Source organism: Streptomyces sp. MB09-01 (genome assembly GCF_033794505.1).
Classification (GTDB): Bacteria; Actinomycetota; Actinomycetes; order Streptomycetales; family Streptomycetaceae; genus Streptomyces.
Genome location: NZ_JARAYQ010000423.1, coordinates 1 through 4,507, shown reverse-complemented (window position 1 = coordinate 4,507; position 4,507 = coordinate 1). Strand labels below are relative to the sequence as shown.

The following is a 4,507-nucleotide window of genomic DNA, read 5'->3' as shown; positions in this document are numbered from 1 at the left end:
AAAGGAACCTCATCCACCGAAGTGGACGGGGTATCAACTTCTGGCGTTGATTTTTGGCACGCTGTTGAGTTCTCAAGGAACGGACGCTTCCTTTGTACTTACCCTCTCGGGCTTTCCTCCGGGCTTTCGTTCTGTGTTCTTGCGTTTCCGACTCTATCAGACTCTTTCGGGCCCGACCCCCAGTCAGCGGGGTTTGTCTTCCGGGCTGTTGGGCCCTTCCGACTCCTGAACTCTAGTGGATTTCCCCGGCGATTCATAATCGGCCTTCGGAAATGAATTCGGGCATGCCGAATTCGTTCCCAGTGGGAGATCGTGCTGAGTTGGATGCCGCAACAAGGCGGCGGGATTCGTTGCCGCTAAACCTTCCGGCTCAGGGACAACTCGAAGAACCTTACGGATCCACGCGGGCCGTGTCAACCCCGGCAGTCAGCTGGGGGACTGGAGGTCCTCCACGCGGTCCAGCAGCCGGGTGAGCATGTCGCCCAGCACCCCGCGCTCCGCCGTGGAGAGGTCCTGGAGGAGGTCCTCCTCGAAGACCGTGGCCGCGCGCATCGCGTCCAGCCACTTGCTGCGGCCCTCGTCGGTGAGCTCCACGATCACGCGGACCCGGTTGGACTCGTCCCGTTCGCGGGTCACCAGCCCTTCCGCGGTCATGCGGTCGATCCGGTGGGTCATCGCGGCCGGCGTGAGGCCCAGCTGCTTCGCGAGTTCGCTCGGGCCCATCCGGTACGGGGATCCGGAGATGACCAGGGCCTTGAGGACTTCCCACTCCGCGTTGCTGATGCCCAGCGCCGCGGTCTGGCGTCCGTACGCGACGTTCATCCGGCGGTTGAGGCGGCTCAGTGCCGACACGACCTTCTCGACCTGTGGGTCGAGGTCCTGGAACTCGCGCTGATAGACGGCGATCTGCTCATCGAGGCTCGGCTCGTGGACGGGCGTGGTGCCGTCGGGGGTGTCACCCATGGGTCGAAGTATGGCACGAGCCCGTTGGCGTCTAACTCCTTCGATGTGTAGAGTTAAACATCGAAGTTTAGATGTGAAGTTCTGAAGTCTTCAGTCTTCGGCTCTCAAAGGCAGGTGAGAAGTGACCAAGGTGATGGGCGCTGCGATGCGGCGGATCCAGGCCGGGAACGCGCTGACCGCGTTCGGCATCGGTTTCACGGTTCCGTTCCTCTACATCTACGTGGCGCAGGTGCGTGATCTGGGCTCGATGGCCGCCACGAGCGCGTTCGTGGCCTTCGCCCTGGGCGCTCTCGTCGCGCTGCCCTTCACCGGTCGGGTCATCGACCGCCGTGGTCCGGTGCCCGTGGTCATGGGTGCGGCCGTGGCCGCCTCGGCGGGTGCGCTCTCGCTCGGGCTCTCCACCGGCATCGTGCCCATCCTGCTGTCCGCGCTGGCGCTCGGCGCCGGGCAGGCCGTGATGCAGCCGGCGCTGGCCACGATGATCGTGTGGTGCTCCACGCCGTCCACCCGGACGCGTGCCTTCGCCCTGCAGTTCTTCATGCAGAACCTGGGCCTGGGCATCGGCGGTCTCATCGGCGGTCAGATCGTCGACGAGAGCCGGCCCGGCAGCTTCACGCTGCTGTTCGGCATCGAGGCCGTGATGTTCCTGGTGCTCGCCGGCGTCATCGCCACCGTGCGCCTTCCGCAGGTGCAGGGGTTCAAGGACGCCCGCCCCAAGGACACGGCACAGGCGGGCGGCGGATGGAAGCGGCTGCTCCGGCACAAAGCCATGGTGCAGCTGTGCGTGCTGGGCTTCGTGGTGTTCTTCGCCTGCTACGGACAGTTCGAATCGGGTCTGGCCGCCTTCGGTACCGAGGCCGCCGGGATCTCCCCGTCCACCCTCGGTTTCGCGCTCGCCGCCAACACCGGTGCGATCGTCGTCGCGCAGTTCGTCGTGCTCAGGCTGGTCGAGAAGCGCCGCCGGTCCCGTGTGATCGCGCTCGTCGGTCTGATCTGGACCGTGGCGTGGGTCATCGCCGGGTTCTCGGGTCTGGGGCACGGCAGCGCCATGATGGCCGCGGCCGCGTTCATCACCACGTACGCGCTCTTCGGCATCGGCGAGGCCATGCTGTCGCCGACCCTGGCGCCGCTGGTGGCAGACCTGGCTCCCGAGGGCTCGGTGGGCCAGTACAACTCGGCCTTCGCGCTGGTCAAGCAGATGGCGCTGGCGCTGGGGCCGCTCGGGGTGCCGCTCGGCGCGGGCGTTCCGATGCTCTACATCGGCGTCTTCGTGCTCGTGTCGCTGGGGATCGCCGGTCTGGCGCTGCGGCTCGGCAGGCGGCTGAGCCCGGCGCAGGACAACCCGTGGATGGCGAGCCGGGTCGTGGCGCAGGGCGGTCCGGTCGTGGTGGCGAAGGCCGCCGCGGCGGAGCCCGTGAGCGCGTAGGCACGTACGTGTGGGCACGTATATACGTACGTGCGAGTGAACGGATGTGCGGAAGGCCCCGGTCCTTGTGGACCGGGGCCTTCCGTGCGTTCGGCCGCTACTTGTCCGGCAGGGCGAACTCGCACCAGACGGCCTTGCCGCCGCCCGGGGTGCGCCGGGAGCCCCAGGAGGAGGCGATGGTGGCGATGATCGAGATGCCGCGGCCGGTCTCGTCGCCCGGTTCGGCGCGCCGGCGGCGTGGGAGGTGGTCGTCCCCGTCGGTGACCTCGATGATCAGGCGGCGGTCGGTGCGCCGCAGGCGCAGGCGCATCGGCGGGGTGCCGTGCTGGAGCGAGTTCGCGACGAGCTCGCTGGCGGCCAGGACGCCGAGGTCGCACAGCTCGACCGGGAAGCGCCAGGAGGCGAGGACTCCCTGGGCGAAGGCGCGGGCGCGGGGGGCCGCCTCGATGCCGCCGAGGAGTTCCAGGGCGGCGTTGTGGAAGAGCTCGGCGTCCGCGCCGGTGCGGGCGGGCTGCTGGAGGACCATCACGGCGACGTCGTCGTCGTGGTCGGCGTCCACGCCGAGGGCGCGCATCAGGCGGTCGCAGATGACGGCCGGGGTGCCCTGGGCGCCGGAGAGGGCGCGTTCCAGGGCGGCGACGCCCTCGTCGATGTCCTCGCCTCGGCGTTCGACGAGGCCGTCGGTGTAGAGGACGGCGGTGGAGCCGGGGCCGAGGGCGATGGTGCCCGAGGTGTGCAGCCAGCCGCCGGTGCCGAGCGGTGGGCCGGTGGGGTCGGCGGCTCTGCGTACGGTGCCGTCCTCGTCGCGGACCAGGATCGGGAGGTGGCCCGCCGAGGCGTATGCGAGGAGGCCCTCGTTGGGGTCGTGGACGGCGTACACGCAGGTGGCGATCTGGCTGGCGTCGATCTCGGCGGCGAGGCCGTCGAGCAGTTGGAGCACCTCGTGCGGGGGCAGGTCGAGGCGCGCGTAGGCGCGGACGGCGGTGCGCAGCTGGCCCATGACGGCGGCGGCGCGGACTCCGCGGCCCATGACGTCGCCGATGACGAGGGCGGTGCGGCCGGCTCCGAGGGTGATGACGTCGTACCAGTCGCCGCCGACGGCGGCCTCGGTGCCGCCGGGCTGGTAGGTGGCGGCGATGCGCAGGTCGTCGGGCTGTTCCAGTTCCTGCGGGAGCAGGGAGCGCTGGAGGGTGACGGCGGCCTCGCGCTGGCGGCGTTCGCTCGCGCGGAGCCGCTCGACGGCCTCGGCGTGGTCGGTGACGTCGGCGAGGTGGATGAGGATGCCGGTGTGGTGGGCCTCCGCCGCGCTCCCGGCTCCGGCTTCCGTGTGGGTGTCGCTCTTGGCCTTGGCTTTGGCCTTGGGGAACTCCACCGGGGTGCAGGTGACGGTGTACGAGTGGGCGCCGCCGGGTGCGGTGCGGTTCTTGGCCGTACGGGACTTACCGCTGCGCTGGACCTGGTCGAGGAGCGGGAGGAGGCCGAGCTCGCCTAGTTCGGGAAGGGTTTCGTGGGCGGGGGCGCCGGGGGTGCGGGCGCCGAAGCCGGCGGTGTAGGCGTCGTTGACGTAGGCGACGCGGTGTTCGGGGCCGTGGACGAGGGCGACCAGGGCGGGGAGCCGGCCGAGGACCTCGCGTACGGAGAGCTCGTCGGGGGAGGGTACGGCGGTGAGGACGCCGGTCCGCTGGGCTGTGGTCGTGCCGCCGGCGGGACCGGTGCCGCTGCCTGTGCCGGTGCCTGATCCGTCGCCCGTGCCCGTGCCGGTTCCGGAGACCGTGGGGTCGGCGGGGTGGCCGTCGGCGGCGGGCGTGGGCCGCTCGGTTCCGGGGTCGGCGCGGCCGCCGCGGGCTGCCGGGACGGCGCCTTCACCCCGCTTGGCCTGGGCGGCGGCGTGTTCGGTCCGGGCGGCGGCGCGGCGCTGCGTTCCGGGAAACCGGGCGCTCCAGCGCGTGAAGTTCACTGCGTTCAAGCCTCGTGGTGTCGCGAGTGGTCGCTGTGTCGCTCGTGGGCGGTCGCTGACTGGACGATGTCACTCTGTGCAGGGGTGAGCCCACCTATGGTCACACGTCCAGTGTGGCCGACCGCACTGACAACGTCAGCCCTGGCCGTTCTTCGGGGGGT

General features: G+C 70.2%; 3 protein-coding genes. 1 reads left to right on the top strand and 2 read right to left on the bottom strand.

Annotation, left to right across the window (positions count from 1 at the left end):
- Positions 1-426 precede the first annotated feature (426 nt).
- Complete coding sequence (locus PV721_RS41485; protein ID WP_319733805.1) at positions 427-963, bottom strand: MarR family transcriptional regulator; 537 nt, start codon at positions 961-963, stop codon at positions 427-429.
- Between the two features lie 133 nt (positions 964-1,096).
- On the opposite strand from PV721_RS41485, the gene PV721_RS41480 reads away from it, so the two are divergent.
- Positions 1,097-2,389 (top strand): MFS transporter, encoded by a 1,293-nt coding sequence (locus tag PV721_RS41480; RefSeq protein WP_319733808.1) that lies wholly within the window; start codon positions 1,097-1,099, stop codon positions 2,387-2,389.
- Positions 2,390-2,486: 97 nt separating this feature from the next.
- Here the strand turns inward: PV721_RS41480 and PV721_RS41475 are convergent, their stop codons facing one another.
- Positions 2,487-4,346 (bottom strand): ATP-binding SpoIIE family protein phosphatase, encoded by a 1,860-nt coding sequence (locus PV721_RS41475; RefSeq protein WP_319733807.1) that lies wholly within the window; start codon positions 4,344-4,346, stop codon positions 2,487-2,489.
- Positions 4,347-4,507 lie beyond the last annotated feature (161 nt).

Coding starts and splice junctions, on each gene's coding strand:
- PV721_RS41485 (WP_319733805.1), bottom strand. CDS start 963: ATGGGTGACACCCCCGACGGCACCACGCCCGTCCACGAGCCGAGCCTC.
- PV721_RS41480 (WP_319733808.1), top strand. CDS start 1,097: ATGGGCGCTGCGATGCGGCGGATCCAGGCCGGGAACGCGCTGACCGCG.